At 73.4% G+C, this 17996-nt stretch carries 17 protein-coding genes; 5 read left to right on the forward strand and 12 right to left on the reverse strand.

Annotated elements, in window-relative coordinates; genetic code table 11:
* The 7 genes from E4N62_RS17950 to E4N62_RS17980 form a co-directional block, all read right to left on the reverse strand.
* Positions 1-161, reverse strand: a 161-nt coding sequence (locus E4N62_RS17950; protein ID WP_230216286.1) for a BlaI/MecI/CopY family transcriptional regulator, incomplete at its 3' end; no start/stop codon positions are given.
* A gap of 205 nt (positions 162-366) precedes the next feature.
* Positions 367-1164 carry a hypothetical protein gene (locus tag E4N62_RS17955; protein WP_230215590.1) on the reverse strand — a complete coding sequence of 266 codons (798 nt, stop codon included), beginning with the start codon at positions 1162-1164 and terminating at the stop codon, positions 367-369.
* A gap of 250 nt (positions 1165-1414) precedes the next feature.
* The gene (locus E4N62_RS17960) at positions 1415-2212 is read right to left on the reverse strand and encodes a type III pantothenate kinase (RefSeq protein ID WP_184905069.1); all 798 of its coding nucleotides are present in this window, start codon (positions 2210-2212) and stop codon (positions 1415-1417) included.
* 15 nt (positions 2213-2227) lie between these two features.
* A complete protein-coding gene (nadC, locus tag E4N62_RS17965) occupies positions 2228-3211 on the reverse strand; it encodes a carboxylating nicotinate-nucleotide diphosphorylase (protein ID WP_230215592.1) in 984 nt (327 codons plus the stop codon).
* 5 nt (positions 3212-3216) lie between these two features.
* Positions 3217-4971 carry an L-aspartate oxidase gene (locus E4N62_RS17970; protein ID WP_230216289.1) on the reverse strand — a complete coding sequence of 585 codons (1755 nt, stop codon included), beginning with the start codon at positions 4969-4971 and terminating at the stop codon, positions 3217-3219.
* Between the two features lie 11 nt (positions 4972-4982).
* Positions 4983-5975 (reverse strand): pantoate--beta-alanine ligase, encoded by a 993-nt coding sequence (gene panC / locus E4N62_RS17975; RefSeq protein WP_230215593.1) that lies wholly within the window; start codon positions 5973-5975, stop codon positions 4983-4985.
* Positions 5972-6928 (reverse strand): Rossmann-like and DUF2520 domain-containing protein, encoded by a 957-nt coding sequence (locus E4N62_RS17980; RefSeq protein ID WP_230215594.1) that lies wholly within the window; start codon positions 6926-6928, stop codon positions 5972-5974. Before E4N62_RS17980 ends, panC begins: the two co-directional genes overlap by 4 nt.
* Positions 6929-7138: 210 nt before the next feature.
* Here E4N62_RS17980 and E4N62_RS17985 point away from each other — a divergent pair, with 210 nt between their 5' ends.
* Positions 7139-8287, forward strand: coding sequence for a low specificity L-threonine aldolase (locus tag E4N62_RS17985; protein WP_230215595.1), 1149 nt, complete (start codon positions 7139-7141; stop codon positions 8285-8287).
* Positions 8288-8360: 73 nt separating this feature from the next.
* Positions 8361-9563, forward strand: coding sequence for a DUF5937 family protein (locus E4N62_RS17990; RefSeq protein WP_230215597.1), 1203 nt, complete (start codon positions 8361-8363; stop codon positions 9561-9563).
* Between the two features lie 49 nt (positions 9564-9612).
* Here E4N62_RS17990 and E4N62_RS17995 read toward each other — a convergent pair whose 3' ends face one another.
* Both E4N62_RS17995 and E4N62_RS18000 read right to left on the reverse strand, forming a co-directional pair.
* Positions 9613-10284 (reverse strand): response regulator transcription factor, encoded by a 672-nt coding sequence (locus E4N62_RS17995; protein WP_184905083.1) that lies wholly within the window; start codon positions 10282-10284, stop codon positions 9613-9615.
* 75 nt (positions 10285-10359) lie between these two features.
* Positions 10360-11562: a sensor histidine kinase gene (locus E4N62_RS18000; RefSeq protein WP_230215599.1), complete on the reverse strand. Its 1203-nt coding sequence runs from the start codon at positions 11560-11562 to the stop codon at positions 10360-10362.
* A gap of 118 nt (positions 11563-11680) precedes the next feature.
* Between E4N62_RS18000 and E4N62_RS18005 the strand changes: the two genes are divergently transcribed.
* Positions 11681-12682: an SAM-dependent methyltransferase gene (locus E4N62_RS18005; RefSeq protein WP_230215601.1), complete on the forward strand. Its 1002-nt coding sequence runs from the start codon at positions 11681-11683 to the stop codon at positions 12680-12682.
* Positions 12683-12719: 37 nt separating this feature from the next.
* Here the strand turns inward: E4N62_RS18005 and E4N62_RS18010 are convergent, their stop codons facing one another.
* Positions 12720-13880: an NADH-quinone oxidoreductase subunit D gene (locus tag E4N62_RS18010; RefSeq protein ID WP_230215603.1), complete on the reverse strand. Its 1161-nt coding sequence runs from the start codon at positions 13878-13880 to the stop codon at positions 12720-12722.
* A gap of 31 nt (positions 13881-13911) precedes the next feature.
* On the opposite strand from E4N62_RS18010, the gene E4N62_RS18015 reads away from it, so the two are divergent.
* Positions 13912-14427, forward strand: a complete 516-nt coding sequence (locus tag E4N62_RS18015) for a PH domain-containing protein (protein WP_230215605.1) — start codon at positions 13912-13914, stop codon at positions 14425-14427.
* A 66-nt stretch (positions 14428-14493) separates the two neighbouring features.
* On the forward strand, positions 14494-15831 hold the full coding sequence (locus E4N62_RS18020; RefSeq protein WP_230215606.1) for a PH domain-containing protein: 1338 nt from the start codon (positions 14494-14496) through the stop codon (positions 15829-15831).
* A 307-nt stretch (positions 15832-16138) separates the two neighbouring features.
* Here E4N62_RS18020 and E4N62_RS18025 read toward each other — a convergent pair whose 3' ends face one another.
* Positions 16139-17173, reverse strand: coding sequence for a hypothetical protein (locus E4N62_RS18025; RefSeq protein WP_230215607.1), 1035 nt, complete (start codon positions 17171-17173; stop codon positions 16139-16141).
* Positions 17071-17907: a hypothetical protein gene (locus E4N62_RS49475; protein ID WP_374117012.1), complete on the reverse strand. Its 837-nt coding sequence runs from the start codon at positions 17905-17907 to the stop codon at positions 17071-17073. The genes E4N62_RS18025 and E4N62_RS49475 overlap by 103 nt, the downstream gene beginning before the upstream one ends.
* Positions 17908-17996 lie beyond the last annotated feature (89 nt).

The following is a 17996-nucleotide window of genomic DNA, read 5'->3' on the forward strand; positions in this document are numbered from 1 at the left end:
CCCTTCTGATGGAGATTGTCCAGAACGGTCATCACGGTGGTGTACGCGATGGACCGTTCCTGCTGAAGGTCTTCCAGGACTTCCCGAACTGTCACCGGGCGGTTCCACTTCCACACCCGCGTCATGACGGCGTCTTCGAGTTCTCCCAATGGGCGAGGCACAGTTCCGCACACTATCCGGAGCGGGGGAACAAAGGGCGTACGACTCGAAAAACACGAGTCGTACGCCGATGGGCGGGAGCGATACGCGTCAGGCGCCGGTGGTCCGGGAGTCGCCGCCAAGCCTGGCGGGTGTTCTCTGCGCGGGCGAGGGCCGCGTCGACCACCTCCTCCTTGGCCTTGTTGGGACCGCCCTGGGTCTTCACGATCACCCTGATGACGAACTGATGAACAGCACGGCCATCAGGGGGCAGCAGCGCGCGGAGACGTAGTCCATGTCCAGGGTAGCCAGGGCTAGACGGCGGCCAACTGCTGGGGCGGGTTCGCGGGCGGGGCGGGCGGCTTCCGCTGGGCGGGAAGACCTCGCCGGGGGGTGGGGACGAGTAGGCGGGCCGGGCGCGGGGCGTCGGGGCGGGGCACCGGGCCGGGCTTGTCGGCGGGCTCGGCCGGCTCCGCGAGGCAGGACGGCCGGGCGGGGCGGCCGGGCGGGCTCTCCGGCGGCGCGCGTGTGGCTGTCCCGCGCCGCCAGACCGCCCGGAGCGGTGAGCCGGAGCCGTGAGCGGCCGGAGGCGGAGCGCGAGGCAGGGACGACGACGGCCGAGACGGCCGCGCGCCCTCGAAACGGGCGCGCACGTCCTGGGCAGCGGGGAGCGGGCAGCAGCGCTCGAGGCAGCGGCGGCGGGTTGCCGCGCAGGCGGCGCAGGCGGCGAGTCGTCCGGTGGGGGCGGTACCCGGTGTCCAGGGCCTGCGTCAGGAGTGCCGCGTAGCCCGTGACGGTGCCGGGGAGCGCGGCGCGGTACCGGGCGAGGTCGGCCAGCAGGAAGGCCCTCAGACGGGCGTCCTCGCGGGCCGCCTCGTCGACGGACTCGGCGAGCCGGAGGCAGTCCTGCACCTCCTCCGCCGAGACGGGACTGGGGTTGAGGGCGAGGGCGAGGGCACGGCGGAGCACACGCAGCTCCTCAGCGCCGAACGCCATGCCGCCGCGGGTTCCGTGGGGCGTGGGCATGCGGCGACGATACGCGCTAATCAGACAAAACGGATGTGATGAGGGGGCGTGGCGCCGACGGTTCCACCCGGGTGGGGGCGCGAGGGGTGCGTTGCGGGTGCGGGTGGGTGGGTTTCTCGCGCAGTTCCCCGCCCTGAAGAGCAGGGCTGCGCCCGTGCTTTCACCCCGAAGGGCCGTAGGCCTCTTTCAGGGCGCGGGGAACTGCGCGACCAGCCCCACCCACCCGCACCCGACGAACACCCCCAGGCGCTCACAGTCGCGACACGTTCCGCTCGTACACCAGCCGGAGCCCGATCAGCGTCAGCCACGGCTCGTGTTCGTCGATCACCGAGGACTCGCCCAGCACCATCGGTGCCAGCCCGCCCGTCGCGATGACCGTCACGTCCGCGGGGTCGTCGGCGAGTTCGCGGACCATGCGGCTGACGACGCCGTCGACCTGCCCGGCGAACCCGTACACGATCCCGGACTGCATCGCCTCGACCGTGTTCTTGCCGATGACGCTGCGGGGCCGGGCGACCTCGATCTTGCGGAGCTGTGCGCCCTTGACGCCGAGCGCCTCGACGGAGATCTCGATACCGGGTGCGATGACACCGCCGACGTACTCGCCGCGCGCGCTGACCGCGTCGAACGTCGTCGCCGTACCGAAGTCCACGACGACGGCCGGCCCGCCGTACAGCTCGACGGCGGCGACGGCGTTGATGATGCGGTCGGCGCCGACCTCCTTCGGGTTGTCCGTGAGGATCGGAACGCCCGTCTTCACGCCGGGCTCGACGAGGACGGCGGGGACGTCGCCGTAGTAGCGGCGGGTCACCTCGCGCAGCTCGTGCAGCACCGACGGGACGGTGGCGCAGATCGCGATGCCGTCGATGCCGTCGCCGAGCTCCTCGCCGAGCAGCGGGTGCATGCCCATGAGGCCCTGGAGGAGGACGGCCAGTTCGTCGGCGGTGCGGCGCGAGTCCGTGGAGATGCGCCAGTGTTCGACGATGTCCTCGCCGTCGAACAGTCCGAGGACGGTGTGGGTGTTGCCCACGTCGATCGTCAGCAGCATGACCGGCCCCCGTCCCTACTCGGCCGCGCGCAGGTCGAGGCCGATGTCCAGGATCGGGGACGAGTGGGTCAGGGCCCCGACGGCCAGGTAGTCGACGCCGGTGTCCGCGTACGCCTTCGCGTTGGCGAGGGTCAGCCGGCCCGAGGCCTCCAGGAGGGCGCGGCCGTCGACGATCGAGACGGCCTCCTCGCACTCCAGCGGCGTGAAGTTGTCCAGGAGGATCAGATCGGCGCCCGCGTCGACGACCTCGCGCAGCTGGTGCAGGGTGTCCACCTCGACCTCGATGGGCACCTCGGGGAACATCTCCCGCACGGCCTTGAATGCCTGGGCGACACCGCCCGCGGCGACCACGTGGTTGTCCTTGACCAGGGCCGCGTCCGACAGGGACATGCGGTGGTTGATCCCGCCGCCGCAGCGGACCGCGAACTTCTCCAGGGAACGCAGCCCCGGCGTCGTCTTGCGGGTGTCGCGCACCTTGGCCCCGGTGCCCTCCAGGGTGTCCGCCCACGCGCGCGTGGCGGTTGCGATGCCGGAGAGGCGGCACAGCAGGTTCAGGGCGCTGCGCTCGGCGGTGAGCAGGTCACGGGTGGCGCCGGTGACGCTGAGGAGCTTCTGGCCGGCCTCGACGCGGTCGCCGTCGTCGACGTGCCGCTCGACCTCGAACTCGTCGGAGCAGGCCACCGAGAGGACCGCCTCGGCGACTCTCAGGCCCGCCACGACGCCGCCCTCGCGGGCGGTGAAGTCGGCGGTGGCGCGCGCGTCCTCGGGGATCGTGGCGACCGTGGTCACGTCCACGCCGTGGTCGAGATCCTCCTGGATGGCGACATTGGCGATGTCCTCGACCTCCACGGGGTCGAGCCCGGCGTCGGCCAGGAGCTGGGCGAGCGCGGGATCGAGCCCGCACTCCAGGTATTCCTCGCTGAGGCCGTCGTCCGCGCCGCAGGCGCAGCCGTCGCCGCAGCCGCCGCTTTGGGCGAGGGGAAGGTCGGGAGTGCTCACGTCTGTCACTGCTCCTGCTGGTGCTGCCGGGTCGGGGGGAAGTCTGCGGTATCCGTGGTGTGTACGGCGAGCGTCCGGTCCGGATTCAGCCGTACGACGATGTGGCGGCGCCAGGCGGTGTCGTCGCGCTCGGCGCGGTCCTCGCGCCAGTGGCAGCCGCGGGTCTCCTCGCGCAGCCGGGCGGCGGCGACCAGGACGCGGGCCACGCACAGGAGGTTGGTCGTCTCCCAGGTGTCCACGCCCGGCTCGGCCGTCTTCCCGTTCTCGGCGAGGGCGTCGCGGGCCTCGGCGTGCAGCCGGTCCAGGGCGGCCGCGGCGGTGGCCAGGGACGCCTCGGAGCGCAGCACGCCGGCGCCCTCGGTCATGGTCCGCTGGATCGCGAACCGTATCTCCGGGGCGAGCAGCGGGTGCGCGGGTTGCTCCGCGTGCGGGGCGGGCTGGGGCACGCGCGCGTGGAGGCCGTGGTCGGCGTGGGCGGCGGCGATGTCGGCGACGATCCGCTCGGCGTAGACCAGGCCCTCCAGGAGGGAGTTCGAGGCGAGCCGGTTGGCGCCGTGGACACCGGTGCAGGCGACCTCGCCGCAGGCGTACAGGCCGGGGACGGTGGTGCGGCCGCGGGAGTCGGTGCGGACACCGCCGGAGGCGTAGTGGGCGGCCGGGGCGACCGGAATGGGCTCGGTGACCGGGTCGAGACCGTGGGCGCGGCAGGCCGCGAGGATCGTCGGGAAGCGGTGCTCCCACATGTGCGCGCCGAAGTGCCGGGCGTCCAGGTACATGTGCTCGGCGCCCTGCTCCTGCATGCGGCGCATGATGCCCTTGGCGACGATGTCCCGGGGCGCCAGCTCGGCCAGTTCGTGCTGTCCGACCATGAAGCGGACGCCGTCGGCGTCGACCAGGTGGGCGCCCTCGCCGCGAACGGCCTCGGAGACCAGGGGCTGCTGGCCCTCCGCGTCCGCGCCGAGGAACAGCACGGTCGGGTGGAACTGGACAAATTCGAGGTCGGATACCTCCGCGCCCGCACGCAGGGCGAGGGCCACGCCGTCGCCGGTCGACACCGAGGGGTTGGTGGTGGCGGAGAAGACCTGGCCCATGCCGCCCGTCGCGAGGACGACCGCAGGGGCGTGCACGGCTCCCACGCCGTCGTGCTGGCCCTCGCCCATGACGTGCAGGGTGACTCCGGCGGTGCGGCCGGCGGCGTCGGTCAGCAGGTCGAGCACGAGCGCGTTCTCGACGGTGCGCAGACCACGCGCGCGTACGGCCTCGACGAGGGCCCGGGAGATCTCGGCGCCGGTGGCGTCACCGCCCGCGTGGGCGATGCGGCGGCGGTGGTGGCCGCCCTCGCGGGTCAGCTCCAGGCCGCCCTCCTCCGACTCGTCGAAGTGGGCGCCGGTGGCGATCAGCCGGCGTACGGCGTCGGGGCCCTCGGTGACGAGGATGCGTACGGCCTCCTCGTCGCACAGGCCCGCGCCGGCCACCAGGGTGTCGTCCAGGTGCTGTTCGGGGGTGTCGCCCTCGCCGAGGGCCGCGGCGATGCCGCCCTGGGCCCAGCGGGTGGAGCCGTCGTCGAGGCGGGCCTTGGTGACGACGACCGTGGACAGGCCGGCGGCCTCGCAGCGCAGCGCGGCGGTGAGGCCGGCCACGCCCGAGCCGACGACCACGACGTCGGCGTCGATGGACCAGCCCGGTGCGGGTGCGTGGAGGAAGGGGCGAGCGCGAAGCGCTCCCGTTCGAGGGTGGTGGTGGGCGACGGGCGGGCGTATGCCTGTGGTGGTCACGAGGCGGCTCCGAAGGTGAGGGGGAGGTTGTCGATCAGCCGGGTCGTCCCCACCCGGGCCGCGACGGCGAGGACGGCTTCGCCGGTGAAGTCGTCGGGGATGTCGGTGAAGTCCGACGGGTCGACCAGGGCCAGGTAGTCCAGGACGATCGGCGGCTTCATGCGCAGGGCCTCGTCGAGGACCAGACGGGCGGCGGCGCGGACGGCGGCCGGGCCGCCGGGAGCGGACTTGGCCATGGCGTGCGCGTCGGCGGCGGCGCGGGACTCGCCGATCGCGCTGAGGGCCTCGGCACGCGCGCGCGTGGCGGGCACCTCACGGGCGCGGGCGCGCAGCGCCTCCTGCGCGGCGTGCCGGTCACGGCCCGCGAACAGGGCCTGCGAGAGCGCCAGGGCGGTGCGACGCTCCTCCGTGGACAGGTACCGGTTGCGGCTGGACAGGGCCAGCCCGTCGGCCTCGCGGACCGTCGGGACGCCCACGATCTCCATGCCGAAGTTCAGGTCGCGGACCATGCGGCGGATCAGGGCGAGCTGCTGGGCGTCCTTCTGGCCGTAGAGCGCCACGTCGGGGCGGGTGAGGTGGAGCAGCTTGGCGACGACGGTGAGCATGCCGTCGAAGTGCCCGGGGCGACAGGCGCCCTCCAGGCGCTCACCCATGGGCCCGGCGGTGATCCGGACCTGGGGTTCGCCGCCCGGGTAGACCTCCTCCACGGACGGGGCGAACACCACGTCCGCGCCCGCCTGTTCGGCGAGCTTGACGTCGGCGTCGAGGGTGCGCGGGTAGCGGTCGAGGTCCTCGCCGGCGCCGAACTGGAGGGGGTTGACGAACACGGTCACGACGACCTCGCCCGTGTCGCCCGCGATCTCGCGCGCGCTGCGGATCAGCGTCGCGTGGCCCTCGTGCAGGGCGCCCATGGTCATCACGACGGCCCGGCGTCCCGTACGCGCGCGTGCGTGCAGTTCGTCGGCGGTGCGCAGCACGGTGATGGTCATCGGGCGTCCCCTTCGGTGCCGTCGGATCCGTCCGCTCCGGTGGTCCCGCTCGTCCCGCCGGCGAGCACCCCGAGGAGGTCCTCGGCGAGCTCCGGCTTGAGCAGGCCGTGGGCGAGGGCCCGGTCGGCCGTGGCGCGGGCCATCGCCAGGTATCCGGCGACGGCGGCCGGTGCGTGCGCGCGCAGCTCCGCGACGTGCGCGGCGACCGTGCCGGCGTCCCCGCGCGCGACGGGGCCGGTCAGGGCCGCGTCACCGGACCTGAGGGCGTTGTCCAAGGCGGCGCCCAGCAAGGGGCCGAGCATGCGGTCGGGGGCGGTGACCCCGGCCGTGCGCAGCAGCTCCATGGACTGGGCGACCAGGGTCACCAGGTGGTTGGCGCCGAGGGCGAGGGCCGCGTGGTAGAGCGGGCGGTTCTCCTCGGCGATCCACTCGGGCTCGCCGCCCATCTCGATCACCAGCGCCTCGGCGGCGAGCCGCAGCTCGTCCGGGGCGGTGATCCCGAAGGAGCAGCCGGCGAGCCGCTGCACGTCCACCGCGGTCCCCGTGAACGTCATCGCGGGGTGCAGCGCCAACGGCAGCGCCCCGGCCCGCAGCGCGGGGTCCAGCACCTTCGCGCCGTACCGCCCGGAGGTGTGCACGAGGAGCTGCCCCGGCCGTACGGAGCCGGTCTCCGCGAGGCCCTCGACCAGCCCCGGGAGGGCGTCGTCGGGGACGGTCAGCAGGACCAGGTCCGCGTGGCTCAGCACCTCGGCGGGGGACATCAGTGGGACGCCGGGCAACAGTTCGGCGGCGCGCCGCCGGGACGCGTCGGAGACGCCGGAGACGGCCACCGGCCGGTGACCCGCGAGCCGGAGCGACGCCGCCAGCGCGGGACCGACCCGGCCGGCGCCGACCACACCGACGGCGAGCCGCGCGGGGCGGTCCTTCGGCTCTGGCTGCTGGAATGTACTCACTCGGTGGTGGCCTTCCCGTTCCAGTCCGCTCTGGGTACCGGACGATTTCTCGTCATGTTAACGCGATTGGTTCGAGGGGCGTTCGGTTGTCCACAGCCTGTGGGCGGCCGCGGGCCGTTTCCGCAGGTCGGGGCGGAGTGCTTCGACATGTGGCCGGTTCGGCTCCAAAACCGGGTGCCGGGTCGGACGGCCCGAGGGGATGATCCCAGGATGAGTGATGCTGCGATGAAGCGGTACGAGCGGCGGCAGGTCGCGCACCGGGCGGCCGGGCGCGTGCTGGCCCGGACGAGTGCGCTGGCCACGGTCCGGGAACGCCTGGCGCTGCTGGAGACGGCCGGTGACGTGTACGACCTGGACCGGACCTCCGACATGTACGGCAACGGGGTCGTCGAGACCCTGGAGGAGCGGACCGCCGCACTGCTCGGCATGGAGGCCGCCGCGTTCTTCCCGACCGGCACGATGGCCCAGCAGGTGGCACTGCGCTGCTGGGCCGCCCGCACCGGGAACCCCGCCGTCGCCCTGCACGCCCTCTCGCACCCCGAGATGTACGAGCGGCACGCGTTCAGCCAGGTCAGCGGGCTGCGCCCGGTCCGGCTGACGAGCGAGCCGAGGCAGCCGACCGCCGAGGAGGTACGCGATCTCGACGAGCCCTTCGGGGCGCTGATGCTCGAACTGCCCCTCAGGGAGGCCGGTTGTCTGCTCCCCTCCTGGGAGGAGCTGGAGGAGGTCACCGAGGCGGCACGCGCGCGGGAGGCGGTGGTCCACTTCGACGGGGCCCGGCTGTGGGAGTCCACCACCCACTTCGGCCGCCCCGTCGACGAGATCGCGGCCCTCGCCGACAGCGTCTACGTGTCGTACTACAAGTCGCTGGGCGCCTACGGCGGCGCCGCGATCGCCGGCCCGAGGACGCTGGTCGACGAGGCGAAGGCCTGGCGGCACCGGTACGGCGGGCAGCTCTTCCAGCAGTTCCCCACCGCCCTGTCGGCCCTCGTCGGCCTGGAGCGCGAACTGCCCCGGCTGCCGGAGTACGTCCGCCACGCGCGCGTGGTCGCGGCCGCGCTGCGCGAGGGGTTCGCGGCGGCGGGGGTGCCGTGGGCCCGGGTGCACCCCGAGGAGCCGCACACCCACGAGTTCCAGGTCTGGCTGCCGTACGAGGTCGACGTCGTCGCGGAGGCCTCGGTGCGCCAGGGCGAGCAGACGGACGCGCTGCTCTTCGCCCGCCCGTGGGACCTGGGCGGGCCCGGACTGGCCGTCACGGAGATCGAGGTACGGGCCGCCGCGCTGGAGTGGACGGCCGACGACGTCCGGGCGGCCGTGGCAAACTTCGTGGGCCTCGTGGAGAAGGTGGCCCGCGAATAGACCTGCCGGACGCGGGGTTGGGGGACCGAGGCGGTGGAGGGGCGGTGTCAGTGGTCGGGGGCACCATGGGGCCATGAGTGTGCGCATCGACATCACCGGGCTGCGGCGGGAGAAGGTGGCCGTCGTGCCCTCCCCGCTGGCCGAGCTCGGCATGGCGCTGCACGTGCTGTCCGAGCCCGGACACCACCCAGGGCTCCAGGGCTGGGTGACGGGGGTGACCGCCCGGCTCGACCCGCATCTCGCCGACCGGATGTCCGAGGCGGACTTTCTGTGGCGCACGTCGTTCTCCGACCTGTTCCTCCCCTTCGCCGGGATCCCCGGCCGGGACACCCTCCCGGGTACGACACTCGCCGACGACCTCGATCTGCTGGACAAACTGACGGACGACCAGTTCGTCGACGCCGGGCTGGAGTTCGTCTGCTCCCCCGGGTACGCCTACGACTCGCCGCGGCCCGGTCCGCTGGCCGACGCGGAGATGCGGCGCCGTGCCCTGGAGCTGGCCGCCGCGCGCGGGCCTCGGCAAGTGCGGTTCGCCGGGCGGCTGCTGGCGGACCCGCCCGGGGTGCGGGCCTGGCTGCGGCAGTTCCTGCAGGACTGCGACGCGGCCTTCTTCGCCGAGACCTGGTCCCGGCTGTGCCACCCGCTCGCGGCGGACGCCCGCCACAAGACCGACTTGCTGCGGCACAAGGGGCTGGCCGAGGCGCTGGGGGCCGTCTCGCCGTCACTGACCCTGGACGGCCCGGACGGTCGGAACAGCACGGACGACCCGGACGGCAGGAACACCGCGGACGGTCCGGGCGGCCGGGGCGGTGCGGCGGGGCGGGACGGGGCGGCGGGACGGATCGTCGTGGACAAACTGGTCGAAGGCCGTACGCACACCGGTGACGGCGGCCTGCTGCTCGTGCCGACCAGCCTGGGGCGGCCCCATCTCACCGTCCTGCACCGGTTCGGCTGGCAGCCGGTGATCCAGTACCCGGTGAGCGCGGCCGAGCCCGCCACCCCGCCCTCCGTGGACCAGCTCGCCCTGCGCATGACCGCGCTGGCCCACCCCGTCCGGATGCGCCTGTGCCGCAATCTGGCCCGCAGCGCGAACACCACGGGAGAGCTGGCCCAGATGCTGGGCATGACCCCGCCGGAGATATCCCGGCACCTGGCCGTCCTCAAGAAGGCGGGGCTCCTCACGACGCGCCGCCGGGGCCGTTACGTGCTCCACCAGCTGGACGTGACGGTGGTGGCCCGGCTGGGCAGCGACTTCCTGGAGGGGATGCTCAGATAGCCGGACGCACGGCGGCACGGGCGAACCGGAGGGCCGTGGGCCGGCCGTCTCAGCCGTGTCCCCCCGCGCGCACCAACCCCGTCTCGTACGCCAGGACGACCACCTGGACGCGGTCGCGCAGGCCCAGCTTGGTCAGGATGCGGCCCACGTGGGTCTTGACCGTGGCCTCGGAGAGGACGAGGCGGGCGGCGATCTCGCCGTTGGAGAGGCCCTGCGCGACGAGGATCATGACCTCGCGCTCACGTTCGGTGAGCCGTTCCAGTTCCTTGTGCTTCGGCTCCGAGCCGGTGCCCGGGAGCATCGGGGCGAACCGGTCGAGCAGCCGCCGGGTCGTGGAGGGCGCGACGACCGCGTCGCCGCTGTGCACGGCACGGATCGCGGCCAGCAGCTCACCGGGCGGCACGTCCTTGAGCATGAAGCCGGAGGCGCCCGCCTTCAGCCCGGAGAAGGCGTACTCGTCGAGGTCGAAGGTGGTGAGGATGAGCACCTTCGGCGGCTCGGGCTCCGCGCAGATACGGCGGGTGGCCTCGACGCCGTCCAGCTTCGGCATACGGACGTCCATGAGGACCACGTCCACCTCGGTCGACCGCACGACCTGGAGGGCCTCGACGCCGTCGCCCGCCTCCGCCACGACCTCCATGTCCGGCTGGGCCGCCAGCACCATCCGGAACCCGGTGCGCAGCAGCACCTGGTCGTCGACGAGCATCACGCGGATCGCCATCGGGTCCTCTTCCGTCTACAGATGTCGGGTCTACGGGTGTCGGGTCTACCGGTGTCAGCGGCCGGCACGGCCGGGTCAGTGCGCGGGCTTCAGGGGCAGCAGGGCGCTGATCCGGAAGCCGCCGCCGGGGCGGGGGCCCGCGTCCAGCGTGCCGCCGACCATACCGACGCGCTCACGCATCCCGATGAGGCCGTGCCCCTGGCCGTCGGCGCCGCCCTCCTCGTACAGCTCGTGGGGCGCGCCCTTGCCGTCGTCCTCGACGAGCAGGCCGAGGCCGTCGTCGAAGTAGACCAGCCGGACACTCGCCCCGGCGTTCGGGCCGCCGTGCTTGCGGGTGTTGGTGAGGGCCTCCTGGACGATGCGGTACGCCGTCAGCTCCACCCCGCTGGGCAGCGGGCGCGGAGTGCCCTCGATCTTGAAGTCGACGGGCAGCCCGGCCACCCGGCACTGCTCGACCAGGTCGTCGATCTGCTCGACGTCGGGCTGCGGGACGTACTCGCCGACCTCCTTGTGCTCACCGGTGCGCAGCACGCCCAGCAGGCGGCGCATCTCGGCGAGGGCCTGGCGGCCGGTGGAGGAGATCGTCTCCAGGGCCTTCTTCGCCTGGTCGGGGGCGGCGTCGAGGACGTACGCGGCGCCGTCGGCCTGGACGACCATCACGGACACGTTGTGGGCAACCACGTCGTGCAGTTCACGGGCGATCCGGGCGCGCTCGGCGGCGACCGCGACCTTGGCCTGTGCCTCGCGCTCCCTCTCCAGCCGGGCGGCACGCTCCTCCAGCTGAGCGAAGTACGCGCGGCGGGTGCGCAGCGAGTCGCCGAGCACCCAGGCCAGGGCGAAGGGCACGGTCAGGAACAGCGCGAGCACCGCGTTGCCCATCGTGCTCGTGTCGTCATCGGTCCAGCGCAGCTGTCCCAGCGACGCCGCGCACAGGCCGCCGCCCAGGGCGAACCAGGAGGCCCAGCGGGCGCCGTTCGCCGCGACCGTGTAGATGACCACGAGCATCGCGAAGTCGGCCGGGATTCTCGGCACGTCGAGGATCAACTGCGCGATGCCCGCCGCGGCGGCCAGCATCAGCATCTTCTCGGGCATACGGCGCCGCAGGGCGATCGACAGACAGAGCACGAGCGTGATCACCACGAACGCGGTCTCGTTCATGTCACGCGCGTAGTCCGGGTCGATCGCTCCGCCGGCCAGGGTCACCCCGAGCAGGACGACGGCCCAGAAGCTGTCGACCCATGTCGGGTGTCGGCGGAGGAAGTCATAGAGGCGCTGCACGTAACCCAGCGTAGGGAAGCGGGCGGTGTGCCGGGGTCAACCGGAGGGCCGATCCGTGACGGGGGCATGTACTCCCCAAGGTGGAGGCGTTGTTGTCCGTTCCGCTTAGCCTGACGCTGTGACGAATCGCCTACGAACTCCCGCCCCCGACGAGGCGCGGCCCTGGCGAGCGGCGGCCGAGAAGGCGCTGTACGGGCCGGAGGGCTTCTACCGGCGGCCGGAGGGGCCGGCCGGCCATTTCCGGACCTCCGTGCACGCCTCCCCGCTGTTCGCCGCCGCCGTGGCCCGGCTGCTGTGTCGCGTGGACGAGGGGGCGGGGCGGCCCGGCGAGCTGGCCTTCGTGGACATGGGGGCCGGGCGCGGGGAGCTGGTGGCGGGGGTGCTGGAGGCCTTGCCCGCCGACGTGGCGGGACGCACGCGCGCGTACGCCGTCGAAGTGGCCGACCGGCCGCCCGGACTGGATCACCGCATCGAGTGGGTCGCCGAACCGCCGGGGGGCGTCACGGGGCTGCTGTTCGCCAACGAGTGGCTGGACAACGTGCCCGTGGACGTCGTCGAGGTGGACGCGGCGGGCGTGCCACGGCTGGTGCTCGTACGGGAGGACGGCGGCGAGGCGCTCGGGGAGCCCGTCGGCGGGGCCGAGGCCGAGTGGCTGGACCGGTGGTGGCCGCTCGCCCCGGAGCAGAGGCTGCGGGCCGAGGTCGGGCTGCCCCGGGACCGGGCGTGGGCCGCCGCGGTGGCGGGCGTCGAGCGGGGGCTGGCCGTCGCCGTCGACTACGCGCACCTCGCCGGCTCCCGGCCGCCCTTCGGGACGCTCACCGGGTTCCGGGAGGGGCGGGAGACCGCGCCGGTCCCGGACGGGTCGTGCGACATCACCGCGCACGTGGCGCTGGACGCGTGCGCGCTGCCGGGGGCCCGGCTGCTCACCCAGCGGGAGGCCCTGCGCGCCCTGGGGGTCACCGGCGGGCGCCCGCCGCTGTCCCTGGCGACCACCGACCCGGCGGCGTACGTACGTGCCCTGGCGGGCGCGGGCGAGGCCGCCGAGCTGACCGCGCCGGGCGGCCTGGGCGACTTCGGCTGGCTCCTGCAGCCGGTCGGGATCCCGGACCCGCTCGCGTAGGGCGGGGAGCAGGGAGCGCGGGCCGGGGAGCGAGCGGCTACTTGTCGATGTCCCCCACCACGAAGAACAGCGAGCCCAGGATGGCCACCATGTCGGCCACCAGCGTCCCCGGCAGCAGTTCCGTGAGGGCCTGGATGTTGTTGTACGAGGCGGAGCGGAGCTTGAGGCGGTAGGGGGTCTTCTCGCCCTTGCTGACGAGGTAGTAGCCGTTGATGCCCAGGGGGTTCTCGGTCCAGGCGTAGGTGTGTCCCTCGGGGGCCTTGAGGACCTTCGGCAGCCGCTGGTTGACGGGACCGGGCGGGAGTTCGGCGAGACGGTCCAGGCAGGCGTCGGCGAGGGCGAGGGCGTTGTGCGTCTGCTCCAGCAGGCACTCGAAGCGGGCGAGGCAGTCGCCCTCGTCACGGGTGACGACCTTCAGGACGTCCTGGAGATCGCCGTACGCCAGATACGGCTCGTCGCGCCGCAGGTCGAAGTCGACACCGGAGGCGCGGGCGATGGGGCCGCTGACCCCGTACGCGTGCACGGTCTCCGGGGGGAGGACGCCCACGTCCCGGGTGCGGCCCCGGAAGATCTCGTTGCCGAGCACCAGGTCGTCGAAGACGTCCATGCGGGAGCGGACATCGGCGACGGCGGCACGCGCGCGAGCGGTCCACCCCGCCGGCAGGTCCTCCTTCAGGCCGCCCACCCGGTTGAACATGTAGTGCATGCGCCCGCCGGAGATCTCCTCCATGACGGTCTGGAGCTCCTCACGCTCCCGGAAGGCGTAGAAGACCGCGGTGATGCCGCCGAGCTCCAGCGGGTAGGAGCCGAGGAACATCAGGTGGTTCAGGACGCGGTTCAGCTCGGCGAGGAGCGTGCGCATCCAGACCGCGCGTTCCGGAACCTCCATACCGAGCATGCGTTCGACACCGAGGACGACGCCGAGTTCGTTGGAGAATGCGGAGAGCCAGTCGTGGCGGTTGGCCAGCATGATGATCTGCCGGTAGTCGCGCGCCTCGAAGAGCTTCTCCGCGCCCCGGTGCATATAGCCGATCACCGGCTCGGCGTGCTGGATGCGCTCGCCGTCGAGGACCAGCCGCAGCCGCAGCACACCGTGCGTGGACGGATGCTGCGGGCCGATGTTCAGCACCATGTCCGTGCTCTCGGCGGCACCGCCGATACCGACCGTCGTCTCTCGGGTCTCCGTCGGGGGAGTCATGGACACAGTCTGTCGTACGTACGCTGGCGGAATGGAGACGGGGAGTGTGGGGACCTTGGCAGACGGCGCGGGGCGGGCGGAGGACGAGCCGGTCTGGACCGGACTGCCGTCGGGGCTGTTGCGGATGAGGCGGTTGTTGCTGGTGGTGTGGCTGGTGCCGATCACCGTCGGTACGGCCTTCCTGTTGGGCTGGCTGGCCGGTCCGCCCTGGGCGGCGTTCGCGCTCCTGCCCTTGGCGCTGCTGCTCTGGGGCTGGCCGATGCTGGGGCGCAACTGGCGGTCGTGGCGGTACGCCGAACGGGCGGACGACCTGTTGATCAGCCGGGGTGTGCTCTGGCGCGAGGAGACCGTCGTGCCGTACGGGCGCATGCAGCTGGTCGAGGTGACCTCCGGTCCCGTCGAGCGGCACTTCAACCTGGCGAGCGTGCAGCTGCACACGGCCGCCGCCGCCACGGACGCGTGCATCCCGGGCCTCGACCCGGCCGAGGCCGAACGCCTGCGCGACCACCTCACGCAGCTGGGCGAGGCCCGATCGGCGGGGCTGTGACGGTGCCGGCACAGGAGGCGAACGGCGCGGTGGGGACGACGCGGGGCGGGTGGACGCCCCGGGAAGGTGGACGCCCCGGGGCGGGGGGACGACGCGGTGGAGGCGGAGAAGCCGGTCGTCGAACATCGGCTGCATCCCGTGACGCCGTTGCGGCGGGCCTGGGCGCCGGTGGCCGTGCTGATCGGCTGGGGAGTGCACGATCCGGACGGAGCACAGCGGCAGCTGATGCGGCTCGACACATCGACCCTGCTGATCGGGCTCGCGGTGTTCGTCCCGGCCGCCGCCCTCTACGGCTTCCTGACCTGGTGGTTCACCCACTTCGCGGTGACCGACAGCGAACTGCGCATCCGTACCGGCCTGTTGTTCCGCCGCACCGCCCACATCCGTCTCGAACGCATTCAGGCCATCGACGTCACCCGCCCGCTGCTGGCCCGGATCGCGGGCGTCGCCAAACTCAAACTCGACGTCGTCGGCACCGACAAGAAGGACGAGCTGGCCTATCTCGGCGAGGCGCACGCCGGCGCGCTACGGGCCGAACTCCTGGCCCGCGCGGCCGGTTTCGCGCCGGAGACCGCGCACGAGGTGGGCGAGGCGCCCGTACGGCAGCTGCTGAAGGTCCCGGCGGGCGTGCTCGCCGTGTCCCTCGTCCTGACCGGCGCGACCTGGGGGACCCTGGTGGCCGCGGTCGTCGTGCCGTCCGTGCTGTGGTTCGCCACGGAGAGCGTGTGGAGCGTCCTCGCGACCGCGCTGCCGCTGCTCGGTGCGGCCGGGGCGAGCAGTGTGGGGCGGTTCGTCGGGGAGTACGACTGGACGGTCGGCGACTCCCCGGACGGGCTCCGCATCGACCACGGGCTCCTCGACCGCACCCACGAGACGGTGCCGCCCGGTCGTGTGCAGACGGTGCGCATCGTCGAACCGCTGCTGTGGCGGCGCCGCGGGTGGGTCCGGGTCGAGCTGGACGTGGCGGGCTCGACCAACTCCGTCCTGCTGCCGGTCGCCCCGCGTGAGGTGGCCGAGTCGGTCATCGCGCGGGTGCTGCCGGGGGTGAGCGTGCCGGACGCCACGGCGCTCGTACGGCCGCCGGGGCGTGCGCGGTGGTGCGTGCCGTGGTGGTGGCGGGGGTACGGGCTGGCCGTGAGCGACGCGGTGTTCGCGGCGCGGCACGGGCTGCTGCGCCGCCGGCTCGATCTCGTGCCGCACGCGAAGGTGCAGAGCGTGCGGCTGTCGCAGGGGCCCTGGCAGCGCTACAAGGGGCTCGCCGACGTCCACGTCGACACCGGCGCCAACAAGACCGTGACGGCGCGACTGCGGGACGCGGCCGAGGCGGCGGACCTGCTGCGGGCCCAGGCGGAACGGTCCCGCACGGGACGGCGGGAGGCGTTGCCGGATCGGTGGATGGTGTAGGGCGGGGCGATTCCTGCAGCTCAGCCTGACCGGGGACCCACGGCTTGGGCCGGGCGGGGGCCGTCCCCGCTCACCGGCGCTCGCCGGGCACCGCCTGCGCCCACCCGTGCCGCCCCAACGGCACGACTGCCCGCAGGTAGGACTGGGGCAGGGGCAGGTGACGGGGACTGGCCGGGCCCCGGCCGCCCGCGAGGATGGGTAGGGAGGGCCTGGCTGCCGGACTGCCGGACTGCCGGACTGCCGGACAAAACAGTGCGGCCGCCCGCCGGGAGGGGCGGGCGGCCGGAGGTAGGCGCGTGATCGGTGGTCAGGACGCCGCTGTGCGGAGACCCTGTACGTCGATCTGTTCCGTTTCGTCGTGGGCCGTGAGGTCGATGACCTGGCCGATCCCCCGGGAGGCCTCGTCGGCGCGCTTGAACTGCGCCTCCGACTCGGCCTTGTGGAGCGCGAGGGCCTCCTGACCGACCACGTCGGCGAGGTCCTCGTTCTGCACGGCCTCCAAGGCCTCCGCCGACTTCTGCATACCGAAGAAGTCGAACCCTCCCTCGACGGCCGTCCGCCGCCGCGGCGCCGCCGGGACGACCGCCACGGCCGTGGGCACCGTGAAGTGACCGACCGACGGAACCACCGGCTCCACACGCCCCGAGGGCTCCACGCGGGTCAGCTCCCCCACCCCCGTCGAGCCGGCCGGTGCGGCGACCACGGGTACGGGGCCGCCGGCGGCGCGCTCATGTCCCCGGGTCGCCACGGACTTCCCCACCGCGTCGCCCTCCTCGGCGGTGAGCACCGGAACGGGCTCCTCCTCCACCTCGGCGGAACGTCCCTGCCGGGTGCCCCCGTCCGTGGGCCCGTCCGGATCGCCCTTGGGGGAAGGCCCCTTAGGGGAACCACCCTTCGCCCCCTCGCCCTTGACGTCGCCCTCGCCGCTGACCGTCCCGTCGGCGGATTCGGCTGATGCGGCTGATGCGGCGGGCTCGGCGGATTCGGTGGCCGGGCCGGGCGCGGCGGTGGCCTGAGTGGGCTCGGTCGACTGGCTGGTTTCGGCAGACGTCTCGACCGTCTCACTGTTCTGCTCGCCGACCGTGCCGTCCTCCGGTCCGTCGACCAAGTCGTCCACAGCCCCACCGAGGGACTCGTCAGCAGCTTCGCCGACGCCCTCACCAGCACGCTCATCGGTGAACTCGTCCACGTCCCCCGCCACTACGGACTCGGCGGCGGCCCCGGCGTCCTCCGTGCCCTTCACCGAGCCCCGCTGGGTGATGATCCGGTCCAACGCCGAGTTCGCGCGCAGGAAGAGGGACGAACCGGCCGGCGAGAACACCGCGGACGCCGACTTCTCCACCCCCGAGCCCTCCTCCTCGGCCTCGGCCCGCCCCGCAGAAGCACCCGCACCAGAGTCGGCGCCGCCACCGGCACCCGCCCGCCCTTCCCGCCCTGCCCCGCCGCCCTCTCCGCCGCGGCCTTGGACGCCGTCTCCCACGAGGCCCAGGGCGCCCCCGGCGCGGGAGTCCCCTGCGGCGGCACCGTCGAGGTCCGGGACGCCGCCGTGGTTCCGCCGTCGCCGTCGCCGTCGCCCGCGTCCGCACCCGCCGCCGGCAACGCCCGGGCGTCCTCGGGGGCGGTCGTCTCGATCTCCAGCAGACGGCGGCCCTCCAGGGCGCTGGCCCGCTCGGTCTCGGCCGTGGCGTAGCGCCGCAACAGCGCGGCGTGCTCGTTGCGGAGGTTGGCCAGTTCGGTGCGCTTGGCGCGGAGCTTGTGCTCCAGCTTGGTGCGCAGCTCGCGGGACTCGTCGAGGTCGGTCTCCAGTTCGGCGACCTTCTCCTCGTGACGCCACTCGTCGCTCGCCCGCGCGCGCGTGAGGTCGGCGACGCGTTTGCCGGCCTCCACGTCCCAGCGGCGCATGACCGCCGCGCCCACGGCCGCGGTCGCCGCGGCGACGGCGGCGGTGACCCGGAGCACCGCCGGCTCGGAGAACATCCATGGCCCAAGGGCGCAGACGAGCGAGACGCCTGCGATCGCCGTGGGGGGCAGCAGCCTGTGCAGAGGCGGTGAATGGCGGTGACGTCCACGTGGCATGGCCAGAAACTTACCGCGCGTAGGCGAATGATGGTGCCCCGGGACGCAAAAACTCAGCCGCCCCTCTCACCTCTCACAAGCCCTCACAA

This window comes from Streptomyces sp. MNU76 (assembly GCF_020982545.1).
Taxonomy (GTDB): Bacteria; Actinomycetota; Actinomycetes; order Streptomycetales; family Streptomycetaceae; genus Streptomyces.

Bases quoted from the DNA above. Each gene is read 5' to 3' on its own strand.
- E4N62_RS17960 (WP_184905069.1), bottom strand. From the start codon at position 2,212: ATGCTGCTGACGATCGACGTGGGCAACACCCACACCGTCCTCGGACTG.
- E4N62_RS18015 (WP_230215605.1), top strand. From the start codon at position 13,912: ATGGAGACGGGGAGTGTGGGGACCTTGGCAGACGGCGCGGGGCGGGCG.
- E4N62_RS17995 (WP_184905083.1), bottom strand. From the start codon at position 10,284: ATGGCGATCCGCGTGATGCTCGTCGACGACCAGGTGCTGCTGCGCACC.
- E4N62_RS18010 (WP_230215603.1), bottom strand. From the start codon at position 13,880: ATGACTCCCCCGACGGAGACCCGAGAGACGACGGTCGGTATCGGCGGT.
- E4N62_RS17985 (WP_230215595.1), top strand. From the start codon at position 7,139: ATGAGTGATGCTGCGATGAAGCGGTACGAGCGGCGGCAGGTCGCGCAC.
- panC (WP_230215593.1), bottom strand. From the start codon at position 5,975: ATGACCATCACCGTGCTGCGCACCGCCGACGAACTGCACGCACGCGCG.
- E4N62_RS17990 (WP_230215597.1), top strand. From the start codon at position 8,361: ATGAGTGTGCGCATCGACATCACCGGGCTGCGGCGGGAGAAGGTGGCC.
- E4N62_RS17955 (WP_230215590.1), bottom strand. From the start codon at position 1,164: ATGCCCACGCCCCACGGAACCCGCGGCGGCATGGCGTTCGGCGCTGAG.
- E4N62_RS49475 (WP_374117012.1), bottom strand. From the start codon at position 17,907: ATGCCACGTGGACGTCACCGCCATTCACCGCCTCTGCACAGGCTGCTG.